Source organism: Prevotella brunnea, from assembly GCF_008016795.1.
Taxonomy (GTDB): Bacteria; Bacteroidota; Bacteroidia; order Bacteroidales; family Bacteroidaceae; genus Prevotella; species Prevotella brunnea.
Genome location: NZ_SDIK01000011.1, coordinates 12481 through 35583 on the forward strand (window position 1 = coordinate 12481; position 23103 = coordinate 35583).

Consider the following 23103-nt stretch of genomic DNA (forward strand, 5'->3'; position numbering starts at 1 on the left):
CTGCTTGGTGCCTAAACTTTATTGATTGTCATGCCATTAATATTTTCGTGCTCCAAAAGTTGTAACGATCTTGTTGAATGGTGCGAATTTGCTTGCGTCTATCGGAGCTGTCGCATTGCCTGAATCCCACACCGGACGGATGGGGTTTCCTTGCTGTTTCTGGGGTGCGCCTTTCGGATTCCATTCGTTGGAACCGAAGAAGAAAGCATTTATCGTTGACACTGCTGTTTCTTGTGAAGTTAAATAGGCAGAATAGAATGTGCTTACATTGTCCACATAGCGATACACCACCTTCGTTGCTCTTGCGCTTCTAAATCCCGTGATGGGGAGGAACAAGCCCTTGTTGGCGAGGACAAGTCCCGTTACATTTTCATATTTCCACAGATTGTTGCGACCTGTCGGGAAGGCATTTATATTTTTTGTTCCGGATGGGTTCGGTAAGGCATCCGCATCAGAGAAATATGCGCCGTACACCTTGTTTCCCTTGTCGGTATAGCAGTAAGCCGGCACGATGGTTTTTGCATACTGCAGCGCCTTCATTTCATCCAATGTGGGATAGCGGTAATGGTGGTTGTGGCTTGCATCATGCGTGTAATACCAAACGATGTCGCCGTAATTGGCTTTTGCCGGGTCTGTGGTGAGAGTTCCATAAGCATTGGTTTTTTCAAACCATTTCTTGGCCAAATTTCCTCTATCTTCCTTGGGCCATGAAGTAGCAGCCAGTCCCGCGTTTCCGAGGTAGTTTCCAATTAGAGGAAAGTCTAAGACATCTTTGATGGCGCCCCATGTGAACAGGTCGAGGTCGTTCTGCGTGATGCCCCATCTTCCAGATCCGTCATCGCCTATTGCTTTGTCGGCATACCAGTGTTGTGATCCGAGTTCTTTAGATCGTATTGGTTCTTTATTATCTCCGGCAGCGGGCAGATAGTTTGCCTCTGTGGGGTTTTCACCATAATGGCTAATCCACCATTGTGCAGGAGCCACGCCCCAATAGACATTGGAGGAATTGTCGGGATCGACATAGCGGATGAAGTTACCCGTTGCCCATTTTGTGCCGCACACTTCAACATATGGTTCGGCTGTTACCTCGTTCATGTTCGTAATTCTGGAGCGATAGGTTGTATTTTCCTTGAATGTTTTGTTTACGGTTTTTGAGTACACCTTTCCGTCCGTTGTTTTGAGCGTAATGGTTACTCTGTGGGTTTCTCCGGGAAGTAGTGCCACCCAGATAAAGCCATTGGTCAGTTTAATGTAATTACCGTTGTTGCTGATGTTGATGGAGAAGGCTTTGTTTTGGTCATTTCCGATTAATTTTCCATCTTTGAGGTTGAGTACGTCTGTCGATTTCGGTCCATTAATATTGATTTGCTCGATGCTTGTAAGAGGAGTTCCTTCCTTGCCACCGTTGAACTGCAGTCCCCAAAAAGCCACCATGCGGTGTAGATCTACTTTTGCGCGACAGGTGTAGCCGTTCGCTGCATCTCCCGTTATGTCCATGGGATTGGTTTTACCCCAGCAGTAATCATACTTTTTGTCGATGGTCTCCAAAGTTCCATCTTGCTGTGAAAGATTGAGCAACACTTGGTCTTTGACAGCTTCCGAGTTCTTATAGTAGTCTATAACTTGGGTGCTGCCATTCACTTTTACTTGTTCCTGTGTAAGTTCTCCTGCTGCCACATTGTCTTGTTGTTCTATGGCTGCACCGGGATAGAAGAAGCCCAACACGTCGCTTTCCTGCATGGCGTTTTTGCTCTTGATTGATCCCGTGAACGAAGCTGTGGTTCCTCCGTCGTCTTGTGTAACGACGGTGCTGTATTGCTTTTCGGTGCTTTTGTTATTATCACTGCAGTTATATACAAACATTTTGTCTCCGGGTTTCCACGCCGTATGGATGTGACTTTTCTCATCGAGCGTTAAGGCTTTCGTACCTTCATTGCGAGTGGTAGCCGCCACGTTGAGTTTGTAAACCAAAGCTTGTCCGGCGTTGTCTTTCGTTCCGTTTGGCTCATTCATGTCATCGCTACAAGCCGACATGCCGAGCAATGCAATGGCTCCGCACAGCAGAACCGATATATTCTTTCTTTTCATGTCTGATTTTTTTATTTGGTTAAAAACTTAAAAATTTGTGGAATTTCTGTCTTCATCATCAAATTCCTCTCCAATCTCAATGTCGATGGGTTTGGCAAGGATATCCATGCCATCATCATTTGGGTCTTTCTTTCCTCCTGACACACCGGCAAGCATTGCTTCGGATTTCATTTCTACAATGTCGGTTTCCGGCATAATGTAAGGTCTTTTTTTCATAATCTTTTTCTTTAAATTAAAATTTATTAGTTAGATGATTAAATAAACAATACACCAAATCGCATCTGCAGTCCATAATGTTTGGCACGCAAGGACACATACGAACACACCGCATTGCACATGAGAGAACATTTCTCCCGTGTGTTCATGAGGATGTGCGCAACGATGCGCATCCATAGCAAGAATGTGAAAAACAGACTTTGGGTAAAAAGCCTATATATATAGTGTGTGTGTGTGTGTGTGTTAATAAATATTTTGAGACGAGCAAATAAAACGTGTTAAAATTTGCAGAAAATAAATTATATTTTTTCTGCAATACATTCCCATTTTTGCCCATTCTGACAATCACACGGTTCATATTTTTTTATTACTCAAAAGATTACAGTAAACTGTTTCAAAGCCATATCCACGCTCAATCAACGGTGGGTAATAAGCTACCTTAAATAACTATTCGTTGCAAAGGTACGACCAATTTTTAAAACAGCAAAGAAAAAACAGAATTTTTTTTACTTTTTTTATCCATATATTCCGTGGGCGGACCAACACAGAGTTTGCCTCCTGCGGTGGAATGGATTCCCACCGGTTCACAATGAAAGAATGTAATGGTGGAATGGATTTGCCATATTGCGGAATGGAAAAATACTGAAGATTTAAGACTGGGGGCATAAGTTGTTGGTGGTCGGATTGTGTCAAGCCCGTGAAAGAAAGCAAGTTTTTGGGGGGATACGGAGGGATTGTCGGGGAAAAAAGTTATTTTTGCAAGTAAAAACGAGGGATGGACTGAGCGGGGGGGTTGTTTCACCGCTGTTTCGTCTCTGCCTCACTTGAAGGAGAAAGGTTATGAGAGATTTGAAAGAAAACATCGGGCTGTTGGCTTTCGATGCCGACGACACGCTATGGGATTGCCAGTCGCACTTCGCCATCGTGGAACGAGAGTACGCACGAATCTTGTCCGATTATGGGAGCGAGTCGGAGGTGTCGGAATCGTTGTTTGCCGTTGAGACTGATAACATGGCGTTGTTGGGTTATGGCTGCAAGGCGTTCATCATCTCGCTGATAGAGAATGCCGTAGCGATGTCGGGTGGCAGGATTACGGGAGGCGACATCGGCAGAATCGTGGCACTTGGGAAGACGCTTCTCGAGCTTCCCGGCAGTCCGTTGCCGGGTGTAAGGGCTACGCTGCATTGGTTGCGCGAACAGGGTTGTTGGAAGATGGTGGTGTTCACCAAGGGCGAGTTGCTCGACCAAGAGAACAAGTTGCATCGTTCCGGTCTTCGGGATTTTTTCGATGATGTGGTGATTGTTTCCGACAAGACGCCCGAAACTTATCGGCAGTTGTGTGCTCGATTTGGCTGCGAAACCGATGAGTTGCTGATGGTGGGCAATTCGTTCCGTTCCGATGTGGAGCCTGCGTTGCAGGTGGGTGGCAGTGCGGTTCACATTCCTTTTCACACGGAGTGGCAACATGAGGTTACGCGAGAGTACGCCCATGAGCGGTTGTGGACGCTAAGGGGGATTGCGGAGCTTCCGGCGTTGCTGTCGTGAGGTGTTGTCCGGGCTTTCCGAAAGGGCTGGGAGGCTTTTTCATGTTTTTTTAAAATGCTGTTCATAGCATTGAAACCGGGGGTCGTTACCTTTGCGGCGTATAAAGGTATAAAGGAAATGCAAAGAGGTGTCATGCCATGAAGGTCGGTGGACCGGATGAAGCTCAAAGAGGCAAGGAATGGCATCGAGATTATAGTTTTTTATTAGGTTTAAGGTTGAATTTAGATGTTTGCATATTGTCTTTTCAAGGATACCGGCGTGCCCGCGGTGGCAAATGGTTGTGACAACCGGTTTGCTTTCCGAAGTCGTCGGGACGATGATGTGAGATTATCGAGATCCGCGTAAGTGTTTTTGAAAGGGAGTATTTTTTTATAGGACTCTCTATAGTTTTTGTTTAAGATTGTATTCTTTAAGGAGGCAGCCGCGAAAAGGTTTCCTCCTTATTTGTTTTTATGCAGGTGTTGCGAAAAAATAAAAAGAAATGTCAGTGGAGGGATAACAATATCCGGCGGAAGTTTGTTTCCGCCGGATATCGTGAATGTTTTATCTTATCAACCTTGATGTCGGATGGTTAATAAGCATGGTCATCGTTCTTGAGTTCTTCCCGGTCTATCTTCTTGGAGTCTATGCTTCGCCATGCATAGAAGATGTATGCGAGGACGAAGGGTATTGCAAGACTTGCATAGAACATCGTGGTGAGGGTGAACTCGCTCGAACAGCTGTTGGCTATGGTGAGCGAACTTTGCAAATCGGCAGTGGATGGGTAGTAAGCTGTGTTGTTCCATCCCACGATGAGGAAGAGGACTATTACGACGAGTATCACTCCGATGCCTGCCGGCCAGATTCCCTTGATGTAGTTCGGTCGGAGCAGGGTTAGAATGATGCCGTAGAGCAGCAGCAGCACTCCGACAAGGAAGACGATGGCAAGTGGCCAAAGTGCAATGAGGTTGTTGAGATACTTCATTGGTTCCATGACGATGGTTCCGTCTGTGGCAACGGCAAATCCGTCGCCCAACAAGGTTTTTGCAAGGAAGGCGAGGAAGCAGATTAGGAACAGCACGGTGTTTCCGATGAGGTGGCGATTGATGCGCGCGCGAATGTGCGTATCGTTCACATTATTATTAATATAGAGTGTTCCGAGGATGCGTGCGAGGAACACCACTGCCAATCCGAAGATGACCACCCATGGATTGAGCAACACATCGAGTCCGCGCGATGCGTTTGCCCATTGTGAGATGACGGGTTGCATATCGCTTACGATGTTGCTTTTTTCCACGATGAAGTTAGAGCCCGTGAAGAAGGTTGCCACCGCGCCTCCGATGAGCAGTGGTCCGAGCAGTCCGTTGATGACGAGACACACTTGGAATGTCTTTACGCCGAGGAGGTTTCCCGCTTTGTTTTGAAACTCGTAGCTCACTGCCTGTATGATGAACGTGAAGAGGATGGCGAGCCACACCCAGTAGGCACTTCCGAAGCTGGTGCTATAGAACAGCGGGAAGGAGGCGAAGAAAGCTCCTCCGAAGGTAACGAGCGTGGTGAAAGTAAATTCCCACTTACGTCCGGTGGAATTGATGAGAAGACGACGTTCCTCCTCGTCCTTCCCCAACCGGAAAATCATGGAGTTGGCTCCCTGAACGAACATCAGGAACACCAGAAAGCCGCCTAACACGGCAATGAGGAACCACCAATAATGTTGCAAAAAGTCGTATGTCATAGTGCCGGTCCTTTCTTGATTTGTTTACACATAATACTGATTTCCACTGCCAACATCGCCGTGAAGAGGATGAGGAAGATGAAGAAGGTCAGGGCAACGCCGCTACTGCTGATGTCGCTCACGGCAGCCCATGTGGGGAGCATGTCCTGAATGGTCCATGGCTGACGTCCGAACTCTGCCACGAGCCATCCGCTCTGACTGGCGATGTATGCCAATGGGAAGAGGAGGATGCCGAAGACGTGAATCCAGCGCGGACGCGTGATGTCTTTCTTGTAAAGGTAGAAGAGAATGATGGCAAATCCGAGTATGAAGAGCATTCCCAGTCCGACCATGATGCGGAATGCCCAGAAGTTCACGGGGATGAATGGAACGATTTGGTCGGGGTTCTTCACGTAGCCGTAGCCAAAGTATTTCATGTTTTCTTCCAAGGCGTGCAGGTTTTCGGGTGTTTTCTCTCCTTCACGATAGGCTTTCAGTGCGGCGATGGCTTTTTTGCCTCGTTCCATCTTTTCTGCCACCGATGGTTCTTTGCTTCCATCGGCTTTGGTGTAGCCCTTTATGATGTCGTTCACGCCCGGCACATATCCTTTGGCGTCGCGTGTGGCAAGCAATGAGAGCAGGTTGGGGATGGCAATGCGTCCTGCCGGTTCGTCGGTTGTGGCATAGTCGGGCTGCTTGAATGGGTTTACCATTGCCATGAGCGTGAGCGACTGCGAGTTGCCACCGTTGTACAATGCTTCCATGGAGGCGAGCTTCATGGGTTGTGTTTGTGCCACCATGTAAGCCGAGTTGTGCCCAGTGAGTGCTGCCAACACTGCGGCCACGATACCCACGATGGCACCTATCTTCATGCTTTGCAATGCCAATTCCGTGTGGCGTTTCTTCATGAGATACCAACAGCAAACGGCAATGGTGAACACTGCTCCGATAATCCATGAGGAGGTAACGGTGTGGAAGAACTTATCCACGGCAAACGGGCTTAATGCCACATCTGCAAAGGAGTTCATCTCGTTGCGCATCGTCTCGGGATTGAACTCGCAACCGATGGGATATTGCATCCAAGAGTTGGCAACGAGAATCCACCATGCCGAGATGGTGGCACCCAGACCGGTGAGCCATGTGGCGGCAAGATGGAAGCCTGCCGACACTTTTTTCCAACCGAAGAACATCACTGCCACGAAGGTGGACTCCATGAAGAAAGCCACAACGCCCTCGATGGCAAGTGGTGCGCCGAAGATGTCGCCCACAAACCAAGAGTAATTGCTCCAGTTGGTACCAAACTCGAATTCGAGGATGATACCCGTGGCAACACCCATGGCAAAATTAATTCCAAACAACGTCTGCCAGAATTTGGCGGCAGAACGCCAAAACTCTTTCCGCGTACGGTAGTAGCACGTTTCCACGATGCCCATGATGACGGCAAGTCCGAGCGTCAGTGGCACGAACAGCCAGTGATAGATGGCTGTGAGGGCAAACTGGGCGCGCGACCAGTCGACTACTCCGGGATCAATGGTTAATAATAAATTTTCCATGTTGTAAATATTAATATGTAACTGTTAGATTTTTCTTTTCTTCTTGCCGCAATGATTTACGAAACTCGCAATTCGATTTGCCCGTGGGTTGCGATTATTCGCGCCCCAACACCTCGGTTGCCACAAACTTGTCTTCATGTCCTTTCTCCGATCGCTGTTTGATGATGTTGGGAAAGAAGAACAATTTGAGAATGAAGAACATGATGAAGAGCTTGATGAGGATTACCGCCCAAAGTGTCTTGCCCAACGTCATGTTTCTGAAGCCGTCGTAATACAAGTCAAAAGCCCGATAAAAAAAGCCGGATTTATTCATATTTAAAATACTTTCGCCATTGTAATAGTTATAATTTCCACTTGCAAATTTATATAAAAAAAACGAAAACGTATAAATTTTCTGATAAAAATTGCGCTAAATTCTGCTGAATAGTTTAAAATGAACTATTCATGAGCGTTTCATCTCAACAGAGGTAATGATTTGACAATAGTTCCAATTTCTGCAATCTTCACACGTTTGCTGTCAAACAACTCTTTTTGGGTTGTAAAAATACAATGGTTTTATCAACTTTTTACGGTTAATTTTCTGTAATTATATAATGTGGCATAATCGTAATTGCAGAAAAAGATGTATTTTTGTGGGTAAGAATCATATAAAAAACAAGACCCGATAGCTTGACGAATCAGAGGCTACCGGGAATCAACGCTACAAAGATAGCTTTTTTTCTTGTTACAACCAAGTAAACGAACCATTTTTATGGAATATTTAGAATTCGAAAGAATCTTGTCTGCCAAACGAATACAGAGATATAAAGGATGCAGCGAATGGTGATACTCGCAAGGCTATGGCTTTGTATCGCTACAACTTGCGCTTGTCGCAAGAGATGTTCACGATAGTTAGCTGCTTTGAAGTGGCTTTGCGCAATGCTATAGATAGCCTTTTGGTACCGACATTAGGAATGAATTGGCTGAAAGATTCTGTTCAAGCCAATGGAATATTTTCTAATGGGCGCATGAATGAAACAAGAAAAATCATAGAAAAGGCATACAATCGTTTGAATAGACAAGGTATTTATTCTCATTCCAAGCTGATAGCCGAAATGGAATTCGGAGTATGGAAGTATATGTACTCCTCTCTACAGTATCGTGCGACAGGGCAATGTCTGTTAAGGGCATTCCCAAATAAACCTCGTTCATCGGCTGCTGCTCAATACAGCAATGCCTACATATTCAATGAACTTGACAAGGTGAATAGTCTGAGAAACAGAATAGCGCACCATGAACCTATCTGTTTCAGACTTCATGCTTCCGAAATAGACACAAGTTATATCGTCAATGAATATCAAAAAATTCAGACTTTATTCTCTTGGATGGGAATAGATTCTCGTTCAATGTTATATGGACTTGACCATGTGCAGAGTGTCTGTTCCAAAATCAACTCCTTAAAACAACGCTAATTTACATTCTTTAACCAAACTTCGTGCAGTCACTTTCAGGCGTTATTTTTTGATAAAATTCTACTAAAATCTGCTGAACAGCTTAAAATGAGCGATTTATGAGTGTTCCTCCTCAATAGAGGTAATGACTTGGCAATAGTTTTAACTTCTATATTCTACATAAGTTTGCCTTGCTTGTCAAACAACTCTTTACGACTGCAAAGATAAATTTAAAATCTGCGAAGCAACATCTTTTGCTTTGTTTTTATAGATTATTAAATTATGGTCGAAGAAATGTCACAAATGCAACAACACAATATCTAATCGAAACACATATAATTTTCATATACGGCATTAAAAACAAGAGAAATATTAAATGTCGTCCCCATTCTTACAATACAAAGCAAAACATTCTTGTTTGTGGATTGTTTTTCGTACTTTTGAAAACAGAATTATGAATTATAACTAAGGAGCAATATATACTCATTTTGAAAATAAAAGGAATGTTGAACACCTAAAAACATCAATTTATGAAAACCAAAGGACGCAACATCTGCGATACTCTCAAGGTTATTCGCAAACAAATAGCGGATGCCAATGGGATTAACTATTCACCAGACGAATGTCACTTCACAGGTGAATGCAAGGGAACTTGCCCGAAATGCGAGAAAGATGTTAGAGTGTTGGAACATGAGTTGCGACTTAGGCAGAAAGCAGGGAAGGCTATAAAGGTCGCAGGAGTGGCATTGGGAATGACTGCTCTTTCTGCATCTTTTACTTCCTGCTCTATACAAAAAGGATACTATAACTCCACGCCCGCACTGCCAAAGAAAGTTATTCCGATTCGCTTCCAAGAATACACAGCCAAAGATTCTATCCTATTAAAAGAAAAAGAAACATTGAGTAAGAAAGGAGTTCTTTTTGTTCAAGGGCATATCATTGACGAAAACACAAAAGAACCGATTGTTGGTGCCTTCATCACAGCTAAACTTTCTGGAAAGAAAACGGGAGCAGACATTGATGGAAACTTCACCATTGAAGTGAAGCCAAAAGATACAATCACCATAAAGTTCATTGGTATGCAAGACAGAATCATCAAACTCTCTGAAATGAATTTCGAAAAACTCAATGTCATCACTTTGACAGAAAGTGGAGGACTCATGGGTGAAATTGTTGTTATCAAAAAAGGACATAAGCATAAAAGAAAATAACTATGACAAGAGGACGCAACATCTGTAATATTCTTAAAGCCATCCGCAAGCAAATAGCGGATGCCAATGAGATAAAATATTCACCCGAAGAATGTCATTTCAAGGGCGAATGTAAGGGTACTTGTCCTAAATGCGAGCAAGATGTGAAGGACTTAGAGTATGAACTGAGACTTCGACAGATGGCAGGAAAGGCTATCAAGGTTGCTGGAATAGCATTGGGAATAACCACCCTTGCTACATCCACCACATCTTGTGCCACACAAAAGGTAAAATATGACATGGAATCATCCATGCCAGAAAAAGTTATTCCTATCAGCTATCAAGATTATACTTCCAATGATACCATTTTACTTAAAGAAAAAGAAGAACTTGGCAAAAAGGGAGTGTTATTTGTACAAGGGCATGTTATTGACGATGAGAAAAATCCTATCATCGGAGCCATTATCACTTCTAAGCTTTCAAGAAAGCAAACGTTGTCTGACATTGATGGGAATTTTACCCTTGAAGTAAAGCAAGGGGATATGATAACTGTAAAATACATTGGCTTTCAAGACCGAGTAATCAAACTTTCGGAAATGAGCCAAGACAAGCTCAATATTGTTACTTTAACGGCACATATTTTAGGAGAAGTGATTGCTGGTATCGCTCCTTATCCCAAAGAAACTACTCCTATTATTAAAAAGAACAAACATGTTAAGAAAGCAAAACAAGAAAGGAAATAAATTATGGCAACAAGAGGACGTAACATTTGCAACACTCTCAAAGCTATCCGCAAACAAATAGCAGATGCCAATAAGATAGACTATTCACCCGAAGAATGTCATTTCAAGGGTGAATGTAAGGGCACGTGCCCTAAATGCGAGCAAGATGTGAAGGACTTAGAGTATGAACTGAGACTTCGACAGATGGCAGGAAAGACCATCAAGGTTGCAGGAGTGGCTTTGGGAATCACCGCCCTTGCCACATCCGCCACATCTTGCTCCACGCAGAAGGGATACAATAGTTTTACTCTAACATCTTCCACAGCCGCGACATCAACGTCCTCAACATCCTCCACGCCAGAAAAGATCATCCCTATCCGCTTCCGAGAATACACAGCCGATGATTCAACCTTGCTCCAAGAAAAAGAAGCACTAAACAAGAAAGGAGTACTTTTCGTCCAAGGGCATGTCATTGACGATGAAGATGAAGAGCCGATTGTCGGAGCCTATATCATCGCCAAACTTTCAGGTAAAAAGACTATTTCTAACAGGAAAGGAAACTTCACTCTTGAAGTATCACCTAACGACACTATAAGCGTTGAATACGTTGGCATGCAAAATAGAGCCATCAAACTTACGGAAATGAGCCAAGAAAAGTTAAACATCATCACTTTGGCAGAAGATGAGCGTTACTTAGGAGAGATGGTGGCAGGAATAGTCCCTGTTGAAGTAGCATATCCCATCGTCAAGAAGGACAAGTCCTCCAAGAAATCACGACAAGAAAAGAAGTCCAAACTAGGCAAGACCGCTATCATCCAACCCGCCGTTAACTCCGACTCTACCGAGAGCAGCAAGCTATTTGGTGAAGCAATCGAGGAAATGGCCTCATTCCCTGGTGGTTCTGTTGCATTGATGCAATACATTAAGGATAACGTCCGCTATCCAAAAGAATGTCAAGAAGGTGCAGCAACAGGCAGAGTCATCGTTGGATTCACCGTCAATGAGGATGGAAGTCTGAGCGACATCAAGGTAATGCGCAGCATCACACCAAAGTTAGACAAGGAAGCCATTCGAGTGGTGAAAAGTATGCCGAAGTGGAATCCTGCCAAGCAGAACGGCAAAGCCGTGAAATCAAAATATACTATTCCTGTCAATTTCAGAATTGAATAATATGAATACCGCTCCGCTCATCTGTATAGACCGCCACCGCCTTTCAATAGACGGTGAAGGGGTAACTACGCTCGTGGCATTCCACGGTTGCCCGCTTCGTTGTAAATACTGCCTCAATCCACAGTGTCATGATGCTGACGGCGTATGGCAGGAAATGGATACAGAACTCTTAATGCAGAATGTGGAGATGGACAATCTTTACTTCTTGGCGACAGGAGGAGGCATCTGCTTTGGCGGAGGCGAACCACTTCTGCGGAGTTCATTTATAAAGGAATTTTGTGAGCAATGCCCAAATGAATGGCAATTTACGATGGAGACGAGTCTAAACGCGCCTCGCCATAACTTGGAGGAAGTCACTCCATACATTGATTCCTTTATCATCGACATTAAGGATATGGATCCCGTTATCTACCAAGCCTATACAGGCAAGACCAACAAACAAGTTATCGACAATCTTGTTTGGCTCTACACTCATGCAAAGCATAAAGACAAAATCATTCTCCGCCTCCCCTTCATACCAAAGTTCAACACCGAAGAGGATAGGAAACACAGTCGTCAAGTCTTAAAAGAATTAGGATATGAGTATTTTGATGAATTTGAATATGTGATTGGAGGATAAACTGGTTTAATTATATACTCCACTGAGGCTATGGCTGTTGTTTCTGTGTTGCTTCCACTGACTATCTTGCCGTTACGGATATACTCCGCCAACTTGCTATTGGCTTTTCTTTCCCTCAGTTTCTTTTCGCAAAACATAACAATTTCGGAAAATATTTTTTTTACAGTCTGCCGGCTTTTCCGTTATCGGATGGGATGATGTGTCATGCAACCAAGGGCTTATGGCGTTCTTCGACGGCTTCGCGGCTTGATGTTTCGCGGCTCGATGCTTCGCGCTTCTGAAGGCAAAAAGTGGGAGCACTCCGCGAAGAAGCACTCCCACCATGAAGAATGATTAATTTGAAGTTTATTTCACTGCGATGCACTCCACTTCCACCAACGCGTCCTTGGGCAGCCGCTTCACCGAGATGGCGGAACGTGCCGGGAACGGCTCTTTGAAAAATTCGGCATAGACTTCGTTCATTGCCGCGAAGTCTTCCATGTCGGCAAGGAAGACGGTTGTCTTCATCACGTGCGACAGGTCGATGCCGGCTTCTTTGAGCACTGCCTGCGCGTTGAGCAGCGATTGGCGGGTTTGTTCCTTGATGCCACCCGGAGCGAACTGACCAGTGGCAGGGTCGATGGGGAGTTGTCCCGAAGTGATTACCAATCCGTTTGCCTCTATCGCCTGACTGTAAGGACCGATGGCTGCGGGTGCATTAGTTGTGTTTACTACTTTCATGATTTATTGCTTTATGATGTTCTACCTTTTACTTATCCGCAAAGTTAAAGATATTTTTCAGATTGCGCAAACATTTCGGAAAGTTTTCCGACGGAACATGAAAAAAGCAGGCTGTTCATCCGCCGGTCTGTTTTTTCGCGTTGAATACGGGTAAAAAATGGTGTTGGGATTGCGATATTATCTGTTTTTTATGTTAAAATCGTTTGAAAATTGTTGATTTATCATTTTTATCAGTACATTTGTCAAGAATTGTTACACTATCGTAACATTCGCCAAAGAGTGGGTCGCGCCCTCATATAGCGGTGGGAAGCCCCGAATTGTTGAACCTAAACATCCGCAGCTTATGAACATTCCTGTAGTATTTTGGCTCGTACCGATTGCCTCGGTGATAGCATTGGCAATGGCATGGTATTTCTTCTCTGCCATGATAAAAGAGAAGGAGGGAACCCCGAAAATGATAGAGATAGCCGAACACGTGCGAAAAGGTGCCATGGCCTACCTCAAACAGCAATACAAGGTGGTGGCAATGGTCTTTGCCGTCATGGTAGTGGTCTTTGCCATCATGGCTTTCGTGCTGAAGGTGCAGAACCCTTGGGTGCCGGTGGCATTCCTCACGGGCGGTCTCTTTTCGGGCTTGGCGGGCTTCTTTGGCATGAAAACCGCCACCTACGCTTCGGCACGCACTGCCAACGCCGTGCGCCACGGACTGAACCACGGACTGAAAATTGCCTTTCGCAGTGGTGCCGTCATGGGGCTGGTGGTAGTCGGGTTGGGACTGCTCGACATTGCCTTTTGGTTCCTTCTCCTCTCCTATGTATATGAGGGCAGCGCGATGGCGCTCACCACCATCACCACCACCATGCTCACTTTCGGAATGGGTGCATCCACGCAAGCACTCTTCGCACGTGTGGGCGGAGGTATCTATACCAAGGCTGCCGATGTGGGAGCCGACCTCGTGGGAAAGGTGGAAGCTCACATCCCCGAAGACGACCCGCGCAACCCTGCTACCATTGCCGACAACGTGGGCGACAACGTGGGCGACGTAGCGGGAATGGGTGCCGACCTCTACGAAAGTTATTGTGGCAGCATCCTCTCCACGGCCGCACTCGGCGCAACGGCGTTCGCCATGAACGGCGACATGCAGCTGAGGGCAGTCATTGCCCCGATGATTATTGCCGCCGTGGGCATCTTTCTCTCGCTGCTGGGCATCTTCCTCGTGCGCACCAAGGATGGGGCCACGATGAAAGACCTGCTCCGCGCGCTCGGATTGGGCACGAACGTCAGTGCCGTCCTCGTGGCAGTGGCATCGTTTGGCATTCTCTATCTGCTCAGACTCGATAACTGGGTGGGCATCTCCTTCTCCGTACTGACGGGACTTGTCGCCGGTGTCATCATCGGACAGGCAACCGAATACTACACCTCGCACACCTATTCGCCCACCCGACACATCGCCGAAGCCGGCACGACGGGAGCCGCCACAGTGATTATCAAGGGTTTGGGCACGGGAATGATATCCACCTGCATCCCCGTCATCACCATCTCTGTTGCCATCATGATGAGTTATCTCTGCGCCAACGGCTTCGACATGGACATGAGTTCCGATGCCATCAGCCGCGGACTCTATGGAATCGGCATTGCAGCCGTGGGAATGCTCTCCACGCTCGGCATCACGCTTGCCACCGATGCCTACGGACCCATCGCCGACAATGCCGGGGGCAACGCCGAAATGAGCGAACTGGGTGAGGACGTGCGCCAACGCACCGATGCGCTCGACGCGCTGGGCAACACCACCGCCGCCACGGGCAAGGGCTTCGCCATAGGCAGTGCGGCTCTCACGGCCTTGGCACTGCTCGCCTCCTACGTGGAAGAAGTGAAAATGGCAATGGTGCGCGCCATGAACGAGGGCGAGCACTTCATCGACGGGGCAGGCAACGCCTTCGATCCGTCCACAGCCACCATGCCCGACTTCATGCAGTTCTTCGAAGTAACGCTCATGAACCCGAAAGTGCTCGTTGGGGCATTCATAGGTGCAATGGCAGCATTCCTCTTCTGCGGGCTGACCATGGGCGCCGTGGGACGTGCCGCACAAGCCATGGTGGAAGAGGTGCGCCGACAGTTCCGCGAAATCACCGGAATACTCGAAGGCAAAGCCACGCCCGATTATGGCAGATGTGTCGAGATTTCCACTCGCAGCGCACAGCGCGAGATGGTCTTCCCCAGCATCCTTGCCATTGCCATCCCCATCCTCGTGGGATTGATACTCGGTGTGGCAGGCGTGCTCGGACTCCTCGTTGGCGGACTGGCTGCCGGCTTCACGTTGGCAGTCTTCATGGCAAACGCCGGCGGCGCATGGGACAACGCCAAGAAACTCGTTGAGGAAGGCAACTTCGGCGGCAAGGGGTCGGAATGTCACGAAGCCACCGTCGTGGGCGACACCGTGGGCGACCCGTTCAAGGACACCTCTGGTCCGAGCCTGAACATCCTCATCAAACTCATGTCGATGGTCAGCATCGTCATGGCAGGTCTGACCATAGCGTTCCTCTAAGAAATCAGGTTTAAAAACGCACTTCGCAATCTGCTGATAATCAGGGGAATATTAATCTGAATTTAAAAGCTTACCTTTTGCACTGCAATTCATGACCTTTTGCAGTGCAAAAGGTAAGCTTTTAAAAAGCAATGGCTAAGCTTTGCATGAACGGAAGAAAAACATTGTCGGCATCAAACAAAAAAGATTCCGACCGGACATCACGTCTAATCGGAATCAAAATCGCTAATTGTTGTACTAATATGATTACCCAAAATCACAATCTTATTACTAAGACTTATACCTTTAACTTTAACCTTCTACCTTAAAAACTTTAACCGTATTATCATTATTGCAATGCAAAGGTAGGCAAAAAATATTATATAAGCAAACTTTTTTGTGTATTTCGGAAAATTATGCTACATTTGCCCCCATATAGAGAATAATCAAAAATAATATTCTGAATTTTCAACTTATGGCAGAATGGAAATGACTGAAAACTTAGACGCCGTCGATTTGCAAATCTTGCGCATACTTCAGCAAGACTCGCATCTCACGGTAAAAGAACTTGCCGAGAAGGTGCATCTGTCGCCCTCTCCCACCTTTGAACGCCAAAAGCGATTGGAGCGCGAAGGCTACATAGAGCATTACATGGGGGTGGTGAACGGCAACAAGGTGGGGAACCGAATCCTCGTGCTCTGCAACGTAAGACTGAAGCAGCACACCCTGCCGAACATCAAGAAATTCACCGATGCCGTAAAGGACATCGAAATGATTACGGAGTGTTTTGAAACCAGTGGCGAATACGACTTCCAAATCAAGGTGTATGCCAAGGACATGAACGACTATCAAGAGTTCATGCTCAACACGTTGGGAAACATCGAGTGCATCGGAAATCTGCACAGCAACTTCGTGGTGTCGGTGGTGAAAAACACGCACGGCATCCCCATTCGCTGACAGCGACAAAGGAAAGAAAGACGGGGCGGGGACGCATGAACATTCCATTCCGAAACAATCGGAATGGAATTATTCATGTCCCGGAAGGAGCTGCCCCACCCCTCCGAGACGAACATCAGCCCCTTCGGAAAGCAAGTGTCCGATGGGTTGGCGCGCCACCCTCATTCGGCAGTTTCCGCCGCATGATAAGAAGAGCGCACGAGCGGACCGCTGACCACGTGGCGGAAACCCTTTTCGAGAGCAATGCGCTTGTATTCGGCAAACTGCTCCGGAGTAACATATTCGCTAACGGGCAGATGGTTGGCAGTGGGTTGCAGATATTGTCCGAGCGTGAGCCGCCGACAGCCCGCGGCAAGGATGTCTTCCATGGTTTGCAAGCGTTCCTCGTGGGTCTCGCCAAGTCCGAGCATGAAGCCCGTCTTCGCCTGAACTCCACGGCGAGCTATCTCCGCCAGCACCGCCAGACTTCGGTCGTATTGTGCCACACTGCGCACAGAGGGCGTCAGTCGGCGCACCGTTTCCATGTTGTGTCCGCAGACGTGCGGTCGCGTTTCCAGCACCTTCCCCAGCAGTTCCATGTTCCCCATGAAATCGGGAATGAGCAGTTCAATCTTCGTTTCCGGGTTCATGTTGCGCACCGCCTCCACCGTCCTCACCCAGTGGTCGGCACCATAGTCGGGCAAGTCGTCTCTATCCACCGATGTGATGACGGCATAGCGCAATTTGAGTGCCTTCACCGTCTCTGCCACGTGGCGCGGCTCTTCCGTGTCGAGCGGTTTGGGTCGTCCGCTGAGCGTGTTGCAGAAGCGACATTTGCGCGTACACACCTCCCCGCCTATCATCATCGTGGCAGTGCGTGCCATCCAACATTCCGTTCGGTTGGGACAAAGTCCGCTGGTGCAGATGGTATTCATCTTATGTCGCGCGAGGATGCCTGCCGTTTCGCCCGAAGACTGTTTCGAGCGGAGGTCGATCTTCAGCCAATCGGGCTTCATGACGTGAGGCGGTCTGCCGAAGAGAAGCCGCAGGAACCGGTCGATGGTCAGTTCCCGGATGATAGTCCCAAGTTCGATGCCCTCAAGTCGTTTTGCCACCGCCTCGCGAGTGAAGTCGGTTCCGCGCAGCACATCGAGCAGTTCGCGGTCGAGATCGCCCAGCAGGAAATAGTCGCCCATGAGATTGATATTCACTATCTTGTTGTTTTTCAATTCTATGTGCGCCTGAATGGTGCCCACTTCCGGGAACCGTTTTGAGCGTATCTCGGTGTATTTCGGGTTTTTCCCATAAGTGAACTCATCGGAAGCCAGTTCCCGCTCAATCGCGGCGATGGCAGTCATGTCTGCCTCGGTGAGCGTGCGCCCCTCGCTGCCACACATATATTTCCGCACGTAAGCGATGAAATCCGTTATGCCGAGTTCGGTGTATTGTCCGATGTTCGTCACGCGTTGCGCCACCGATGCCACCCCCTTGCTCCGCAGCTTCTCACCCGAGGGCGTGAGTGCCTTCGAGAGGTGTTCCAAACGTGTGTCGAAGAGGAGTGAGTTGTGGAGCACGCTGCGCCCCTTGAGCCGGTAGAAAGCACTGCCTGCCACCTTTCTCCCCTCCACGAGGATGTCGTTCCTGCCCGATAAACGCGCGTTGATGTGCAGCGAGCGAAGCATTTCCGCCACTCCCCTCATGTAATCGACGAAGGCCGAGCTGACATTCTCTGCGAAGGAGATGTAAGAAAACTGCAAGCAGCCCCTGTCGGCATAAATGCAACCGCCGCCACTCTTCCGGCGAAAGATGTCCACGCCCTCACGTCGGCAGTAATCGGTGTCCACTTCGTTGGCGATGAGTTGGTTGCGTCCGAGCATGACGGTGGGCTCTACCTGCCACACCATGAAGTAATCGTCGTCGGTATAGGTGCGTGCCACATACTCTTCCACGGCGAAATAGAAAGGCAGCCGGCGGATTTCCGCGCTGTCGGGAATGATGATGTATTTCATTGTCTCCTTGTCGTTTTTGTTTTGTCTGTCCCGCGGAAATCGTTCCCGCGAGTTTATCGGGCTACAAATGTACGAAAAAAAAGGGAACGAGCCACTTTTTCGCTTTTCTTTCTTTGAAAAGTGAAATTAATTAAATGTACAAATAAAACTCCGAAACAGCTTCTTTGGATAAGATTTTAGGGTTATTTATAATTATAAGTTTGCAATCCCACACGAGCTTTTGTCCTAAAACTCGCCTTCCGACTTGCATAATCGGGGGGAAATTCCTAACTTTGCGCCATCGAAATCCCCATCTGCGCCAAGAGAGAAAGGTGGCGAACAATGGGGCAAGACTCAGCAACGCTTATGAGAAAAATCATCCTCTTCCTGCTTACGGCACTGCTCGCCGTCGCCTGTTCCAAGCACGGCGACACCACACCGGCAGCCGAGCCAATCGACACGATACCCCTCATGGTGCTGAAGGTGAGACAATGCTCGCGACTCTACACCACAGAATATCGCATCAGAAAAATTATCACCCACAACGACAAAGCGAAAGTGTCGGGAAAACTCTTGCAAAAAGATTTCAGCCTTGACTTGCCACTTGGCGAACGACGCATCGCCATTCCCGTCAGTGCGACACTGAAGGCATACATCGACTTCGACGGCTTCAGCGAGGCAAACATCCGGCGCGAGGGAAGCAAGCTCAGCATTACCCTGCCCGACCCGCGCATCGCCCTTACGGCGACAAAGATAGACCACGATGGCGTGAAGCAGTACGTGGCACTGACTCGCCGCAACTTCACCGATGAGGAACTGACTGCCTACGAGCGACAGGGAAGAAGTCAGATTCTCACTGCCCTACCGCGGACGGGCATCATGGAACAGGCAAGACGGAGCGCGGCGCGACAACTCCTGCCCATCTTCACGGCAATGGGCTATAGGGAGGAAGACATCACGATAAGTTTCAGAAAACAATTCACCGGAGCCGACCTCTCCTCGCTGCTCGATGCCACAACCACAGAGAGAAAGGGGGCAAGCCATGATTAGTCTGCTTCGGTTCATCGGCCAACACGCCAAGGCAGCGGCACTGCTCCTCGTCATCGGCATCGCACTAATCATCGGATTGCTCAACTACTGCCACCGGCTGAACACCGGCAATCACGTGGGCATAACGGTGGACAACCGCATCGACATCACGCCGCAACAAATCCAAAGCATTCGCGACATGGGCGAATGGGAGTTCCTTGCCATCGACGACGAAGAACTGGTGGACTCCGTAAAACCCGGTCTCTTCATCGATGCGGAGCTGGCGCGCATCTATTACGGAACTCTCCGGCTCGGCATCAACCTCGGCGAGACCCGACAGGGATGGATTCGCGTGGAACACGACAGCGTGATTGTTGCCACGCTGCCCCCCATCCGACTGCTCAGTCAGGATTTCATCGACGAGGCACGCTCCCAGTCGTTCTTTCAAAAAGGCAAATGGACGCCACAGGACATGAAACGGCTCTACGACATTGCTCATCGGAAAATGCTCCAACGCTGCATGACGAGGGAGAACATCGACGTGGCGAGGGAGAACGCACGCAGACAGTTCACCCAACTGCTCAAATCCATGGGATACGAGAACGTCTGCGTGGAGTTTGAGAAAGAGAAAAGAAAATAAAGAAACCGAAGCATGTTCACGCAAATAAAGCCTTATTACACGCATTATCGCGCCCTGACGCAATTGGGCGTTCCCATCATCATCGGACAAATCGGAACCATCGTGCTCGGTTTTGCCGACACGCTCATGATAGGTCGGCACAGTACGGCGGAATTGGGTGCGGCAGCGTTCGTAAACAATATGTTCGTGCTCGTGCTCATCTTTGCCATGGGCTTCGCCTACGGACTGACCCCCATCGTGGGCTCGCTCTACGGAAGGGAAGAGAACCGGAAGATAGGCGGAATGTTGAAGAACTCGCTCGTGAGCAACACCTTGTTGGCATTCTTTTTGGTAGGCGTGATGACACTGCTCTATCTGAACCTCCACCGACTCGGACAGCCTGAAGAGCTTCTGCCCCTGATGCGACCCTATTTCATCGTGAATCTCCTCTCGCTGCCTTTCGTAACATGGTTCAACACCTTCAAACAGCTCTCCGACGGCACCACCGACACCCGAACGCCCATGTGGATTCTGCTCGGAGGCAACCTGCTGAACATCGTGGGCAACTACGCACTCATCTACGGCAAATGGGGATTCCCCGAATTGGGACTTTATGGCGCAGGGCTCTCCACCATGATTTCGCGCATCGTCATGGCAGTGGCTTTCGTGGCAGTCTTCCTCTTCATGCCTCGCTACAAAGTGTATAAAAAAGGCTTCGGCGAACTGCCAATCAACCGCGCCGACATCCGCCGTCTGTGCAAGATAGGATTCCCACTCAGCATGCAAATGGGAATGGAGACGGCAGCGTTCAGCCTTAGCTCCGTCATGGTGGGATGGATTGGCACGACATCGCTCGCCGCCCACCAGGTGATGCTCACCATCTCGCAATTCTTCTACATGGTGTATTACGGCATGGGAGCAGCAGTGGCAATTCGCGTGAGCTACTTCACCGGACAACGCGACTACAAAGCCGTGAAGGCGACGGCGGCGGCAGGCTTCCATCTCATCCTGCTCATCGCACTCGCCGTGTCGGTGCCCGTGATGGCATGGCGCGACAGTCTGGGAACCATCTTCACCGATGACGCCGACGTGAGCCGCCTCGTGGCGCAAACCATCATCCCCCTCATCATCTATCAGTTTGGCGACGGCATGCAGTGCACCTACGGAAACGCCTTGCGCGGACTCGCCCACGTGAAACCACTCATGTACACGGCATTCCTCGCCTACTTCGTCATCGGATTGCCCCTGGGCTATCTCTTCGGCATCAGAATGGAAACCGGACTGCTCGGCATTTGGCTCGCCTTCCCCTTCGCACTGACCACTGCCGGACTGCTCTATTATTATCATTTCCTGCGAAGACTCAAACAGGTGTGGCAATACAACCGCTGAACGAGAAAAGAAAAAAAGACAGAAAAAGTTGCAGAAAAACTTGCACGTGCGAAAAAAAAACATTACTTTTGCACCCGCTTACTGAAAAAGTAAGGGCGTTTAGCTCAGCTGGTTTAGAGCATCTGCCTTACAAGCAGAGGGTCGGCGGTTCGAATCCGTCAACGCCCACCCATCGGGTAGTTTCCAGAGTGGCCAAATGGGGCAGACTGTAAATCTGCTGCTTCTTGCTTCGGTGGTTCGAATCCATCACTACCCACTCCACGCACACACCACCGAATCCTTCATGAGGGTTCGGTTTTTTCTTTCCCCGCTTGGGAAAACAAGGGCTTGATTTCAAACTTTCCATCCGACCACCGCCACGAAAAAAGATGACAAAAACAGAAACCGGGGCATGCCTCCCAACCTGCTGATAATCAGAAGAATATTAATTGGGATTCAAAAGCTTGGCTTTTGCACTCCGATTCATGACCTTTTGCACTGCAAAAGGTAAGCTTTTGCCGGGCAAAAGTTAAGCTTTGCACGGGCGGCATAAAAAAATCAGGACACAACGGGCGAATTGCACACGATTCATGGGGAAAGGACACAACGGCGGAAAGATTTTCGGGAACGCATTTCACGGAATAAGAGATTTTTTTGTACATTTGCAAAAAAGACACGCATATGAAACAAATCAGTTGGGGCTTTATCGGATGCGGCGACGTAACGGAACGCAAATCCGGACCAGCATTCAATTTAGTGGAAGGGTCGCACGTGGAAGCGGTGTTCAGCAGAAGTGTGAAAAAAGCACGCACCTATGCCAACAAACATGGCATAAAACATTGGTACACCGATGCGCAACTGCTCGTGGACGACCCCAACGTGAATGCCATCTACATCGCAACGCCGCCTGCCATGCACGCCGCCTTCGCCATCATGGCCATGCGAGCCGGCAAACCCTGCTACATAGAGAAGCCATTGGCAGCATCGTATGAGGACTGCGTGCGCATCAACCGCATATCGGAACAGACGGGAGTGCCCTGCTTCGTGGCTTATTATCGCAGACACCTGCCCTACTTTAATAAGGTGAGGGAAATCGTGGAGAGCGGCACCATAGGGAAGGTGCTCACCGTGCAGGTGCGCTTTGCCGTTCCGCCACGCGACCTTGACTACGAGCTGAACGACAAACTGCCCTGGCGTCTGCAATCGAACATTTCCGGAGGGGGCTATTTCTACGATTTGGCTCCCCACCAGCTCGACCTTCTGCAAAGTTTCTTCGGAATCATCGTGAAAGCACACGGATATGTTGCCAACCGCGCCGGACTCTACGACGTGGAGGACACGGTGAACGCCGTGTTCAGCTTCGAGAGCGGACTCAACGGAAGTGGCGCGTGGAGCTTCGTGTCGCACGAGAGCGCAAGAGAAGACCGCATCGAAATCTTCGGAACCAAAGGGCGCGTGGCATTCTCGGTCTATACCTACGACCCCATCCACCTCTACACGGGAGAAGGTCGGCAGGACATCGAAGTGCCCAACCCCCCTTACGTGCAGCTGCCCCTCATCCGCTCGGTGGTAGAAGACCTGCAGGGCTTCGGGAAATGCGATTGTACAAGTGTCAGTGCCACACCCACCAATTGGGTGATGGACAGGATTTTAGAGAAGATATAAAGAAAATTGCCGGCAACAAAATTCTTCC

General features: G+C 48.5%; 20 protein-coding genes and 2 tRNA genes. 15 read left to right on the forward strand and 7 right to left on the reverse strand.

What is annotated here, in order from left to right; translation table 11 throughout:
- Positions 1–36: 36 nt before the first annotated feature.
- A complete protein-coding gene (locus tag ETF27_RS01565) occupies positions 37–2088 on the reverse strand; it encodes a hypothetical protein (RefSeq protein WP_147785377.1) in 2052 nt (683 codons plus the stop codon).
- A 27-nt stretch (positions 2089–2115) separates the two neighbouring features.
- Positions 2116–2304 (reverse strand): hypothetical protein, encoded by a 189-nt coding sequence (locus tag ETF27_RS01570; protein WP_147785378.1) that lies wholly within the window; start codon positions 2302–2304, stop codon positions 2116–2118.
- A gap of 840 nt (positions 2305–3144) precedes the next feature.
- Between ETF27_RS01570 and ETF27_RS01575 the strand changes: the two genes are divergently transcribed.
- Entirely contained in the window at positions 3145–3849 is a 705-nt protein-coding gene (locus ETF27_RS01575; RefSeq protein WP_147785379.1) for an HAD family hydrolase, read from the forward strand.
- A gap of 571 nt (positions 3850–4420) precedes the next feature.
- On the opposite strand, the gene ETF27_RS01580 is transcribed toward ETF27_RS01575, so the two are convergent.
- The 3 genes from ETF27_RS01580 to ETF27_RS01590 all read right to left on the reverse strand — a co-directional run bounded on the left by ETF27_RS01580 (position 4421) and on the right by ETF27_RS01590 (position 7408).
- Positions 4421–5563 carry a cytochrome d ubiquinol oxidase subunit II gene (locus ETF27_RS01580; protein ID WP_130829810.1) on the reverse strand — a complete coding sequence of 381 codons (1143 nt, stop codon included), beginning with the start codon at positions 5561–5563 and terminating at the stop codon, positions 4421–4423.
- Positions 5560–7095, reverse strand: coding sequence for a cytochrome ubiquinol oxidase subunit I (locus ETF27_RS01585; protein WP_130829811.1), 1536 nt, complete (start codon positions 7093–7095; stop codon positions 5560–5562). The genes ETF27_RS01580 and ETF27_RS01585 overlap by 4 nt, the downstream gene beginning before the upstream one ends.
- A 94-nt stretch (positions 7096–7189) precedes the next feature.
- A complete protein-coding gene (locus ETF27_RS01590; protein WP_130829812.1) occupies positions 7190–7408 on the reverse strand; it encodes a DUF4492 domain-containing protein in 219 nt (72 codons plus the stop codon).
- A 490-nt stretch (positions 7409–7898) separates the two neighbouring features.
- Here ETF27_RS01590 and ETF27_RS01595 point away from each other — a divergent pair, with 490 nt between their 5' ends.
- The 5 genes from ETF27_RS01595 (at position 7899) to ETF27_RS01615 (ending at position 12226) form a co-directional block, all read left to right on the forward strand.
- Positions 7899–8546 carry an Abi family protein gene (locus tag ETF27_RS01595; protein WP_262711913.1) on the forward strand — a complete coding sequence of 216 codons (648 nt, stop codon included), beginning with the start codon at positions 7899–7901 and terminating at the stop codon, positions 8544–8546.
- Positions 8547–9055: 509 nt separating this feature from the next.
- On the forward strand, positions 9056–9736 hold the full coding sequence (locus ETF27_RS01600; protein WP_130829814.1) for a carboxypeptidase-like regulatory domain-containing protein: 681 nt from the start codon (positions 9056–9058) through the stop codon (positions 9734–9736).
- A gap of 179 nt (positions 9737–9915) precedes the next feature.
- Complete coding sequence (locus ETF27_RS01605) at positions 9916–10458, forward strand: carboxypeptidase-like regulatory domain-containing protein (RefSeq protein WP_240048102.1); 543 nt, start codon at positions 9916–9918, stop codon at positions 10456–10458.
- Between the two features lie 3 nt (positions 10459–10461).
- Positions 10462–11607 (forward strand): energy transducer TonB, encoded by a 1146-nt coding sequence (locus ETF27_RS01610; RefSeq protein WP_147785382.1) that lies wholly within the window; start codon positions 10462–10464, stop codon positions 11605–11607.
- 1 nt (position 11608) lies between these two features.
- Positions 11609–12226 carry a radical SAM protein gene (locus ETF27_RS01615; RefSeq protein WP_147785383.1) on the forward strand — a complete coding sequence of 206 codons (618 nt, stop codon included), beginning with the start codon at positions 11609–11611 and terminating at the stop codon, positions 12224–12226.
- A gap of 345 nt (positions 12227–12571) precedes the next feature.
- On the opposite strand, the gene ETF27_RS01620 is transcribed toward ETF27_RS01615, so the two are convergent.
- Entirely contained in the window at positions 12572–12946 is a 375-nt protein-coding gene (locus tag ETF27_RS01620; RefSeq protein WP_130829821.1) for a RidA family protein, read from the reverse strand.
- Between the two features lie 343 nt (positions 12947–13289).
- Here ETF27_RS01620 and ETF27_RS01625 point away from each other — a divergent pair, with 343 nt between their 5' ends.
- The 3 genes from ETF27_RS01625 (at position 13290) to ETF27_RS11620 (ending at position 16613) form a co-directional block, all read left to right on the forward strand.
- On the forward strand, positions 13290–15491 hold the full coding sequence (locus ETF27_RS01625; RefSeq protein ID WP_130829822.1) for a sodium-translocating pyrophosphatase: 2202 nt from the start codon (positions 13290–13292) through the stop codon (positions 15489–15491).
- Between the two features lie 462 nt (positions 15492–15953).
- Positions 15954–16427: an Lrp/AsnC family transcriptional regulator gene (locus ETF27_RS01630; RefSeq protein WP_130829823.1), complete on the forward strand. Its 474-nt coding sequence runs from the start codon at positions 15954–15956 to the stop codon at positions 16425–16427.
- Between the two features lie 63 nt (positions 16428–16490).
- Entirely contained in the window at positions 16491–16613 is a 123-nt protein-coding gene (locus tag ETF27_RS11620; RefSeq protein ID WP_255418145.1) for a hypothetical protein, read from the forward strand.
- On the opposite strand, the gene lipA is transcribed toward ETF27_RS11620, so the two are convergent.
- Positions 16589–18415 (reverse strand): lipoyl synthase, encoded by a 1827-nt coding sequence (lipA, locus tag ETF27_RS01635; RefSeq protein WP_147785384.1) that lies wholly within the window; start codon positions 18413–18415, stop codon positions 16589–16591. The genes ETF27_RS11620 and lipA overlap by 25 nt on opposite strands.
- Positions 18416–18760: 345 nt before the next feature.
- Here lipA and ETF27_RS01640 point away from each other — a divergent pair, with 345 nt between their 5' ends.
- The 6 genes from ETF27_RS01640 to ETF27_RS01665 all read left to right on the forward strand — a co-directional run bounded on the left by ETF27_RS01640 (position 18761) and on the right by ETF27_RS01665 (position 23075).
- The gene (locus ETF27_RS01640; RefSeq protein ID WP_147785385.1) at positions 18761–19444 is read left to right on the forward strand and encodes a DUF4230 domain-containing protein; all 684 of its coding nucleotides are present in this window, start codon (positions 18761–18763) and stop codon (positions 19442–19444) included.
- A complete protein-coding gene (locus tag ETF27_RS01645) occupies positions 19437–20063 on the forward strand; it encodes a DUF4230 domain-containing protein (protein WP_147785386.1) in 627 nt (208 codons plus the stop codon). Before ETF27_RS01640 ends, ETF27_RS01645 begins: the two co-directional genes overlap by 8 nt.
- Positions 20064–20075: 12 nt before the next feature.
- Positions 20076–21431 (forward strand): MATE family efflux transporter, encoded by a 1356-nt coding sequence (locus tag ETF27_RS01650; protein ID WP_147785387.1) that lies wholly within the window; start codon positions 20076–20078, stop codon positions 21429–21431.
- A gap of 93 nt (positions 21432–21524) precedes the next feature.
- Positions 21525–21599: transfer RNA gene (locus tag ETF27_RS01655), tRNA-Val, on the forward strand.
- Between the two features lie 6 nt (positions 21600–21605).
- Positions 21606–21687, forward strand: a tRNA-Tyr gene (locus ETF27_RS01660).
- 404 nt (positions 21688–22091) lie between these two features.
- A complete protein-coding gene (locus tag ETF27_RS01665) occupies positions 22092–23075 on the forward strand; it encodes a Gfo/Idh/MocA family protein (RefSeq protein WP_130829828.1) in 984 nt (327 codons plus the stop codon).
- The last annotated feature ends 28 nt before the right edge of the window (positions 23076–23103 follow it).